Below are 511 nucleotides of genomic sequence, written 5' to 3'. Positions count from 1 at the left end.
ACTGATAAACGAAGTACTCCACCTTCATATTTAGCTTTGATATCTTCTTTTGGAATATCTCCTAAATAGAAACTTCGTGTCATATTTCCAACATATCTTTCTTGTCGGATATAACGTCCATCTTTGTCTTTTTCATCTTTATCCAAGCCTTTACTTGTTGATATTGTCAAATATCCATTTTCATAGTTGACATTGATATCTTCTTTCTTGAAGCCTGGTAAGTCAACATCTACTTCATAAGTCGTATCAGTTTCCCTGACATCTGTCTTCATCATATTTCTTGCATGTTTTCCATATAATGGATTTTTCTTTCCAAAGAAATCTTCATCGAAATCATTAAAGAAATCATCAAATAAGTTTTCTGTAAATAAGCTAGGCATCATCATAAGTCATTTCCCCTTTCAATATAAATGCTTAGTCATTAGCATCGTTACTTCAAGCGGTGTTAACTCTTGAAACTAGGTTCTTTATTAATACCTTTCCTAATTTCTAAATACATTATAGCTCTTGA

1 protein-coding gene is annotated in these 511 nt (G+C 31.5%); it reads right to left on the bottom strand.

Translation table 11 applies throughout. The features are described 5' to 3' along the window. On the bottom strand, positions 1 to 386 hold a 386-nt coding region (locus LJD32_RS15065), incomplete at its 3' end, for an Hsp20/alpha crystallin family protein (protein WP_227392835.1). Between the last annotated feature and the right edge of the window lie 125 nt (positions 387 to 511).

The organism is Faecalibacillus sp. TM498 (assembly GCF_020589955.1).
In the GTDB taxonomy this organism is placed as follows: domain Bacteria; phylum Bacillota_I; class Bacilli_A; order Erysipelotrichales; family Coprobacillaceae; genus Faecalibacillus; species Faecalibacillus intestinalis.
Note: the sequence above shows the minus strand (reverse complement) of the source record. Positions and strands in the feature narration are given on the sequence as shown.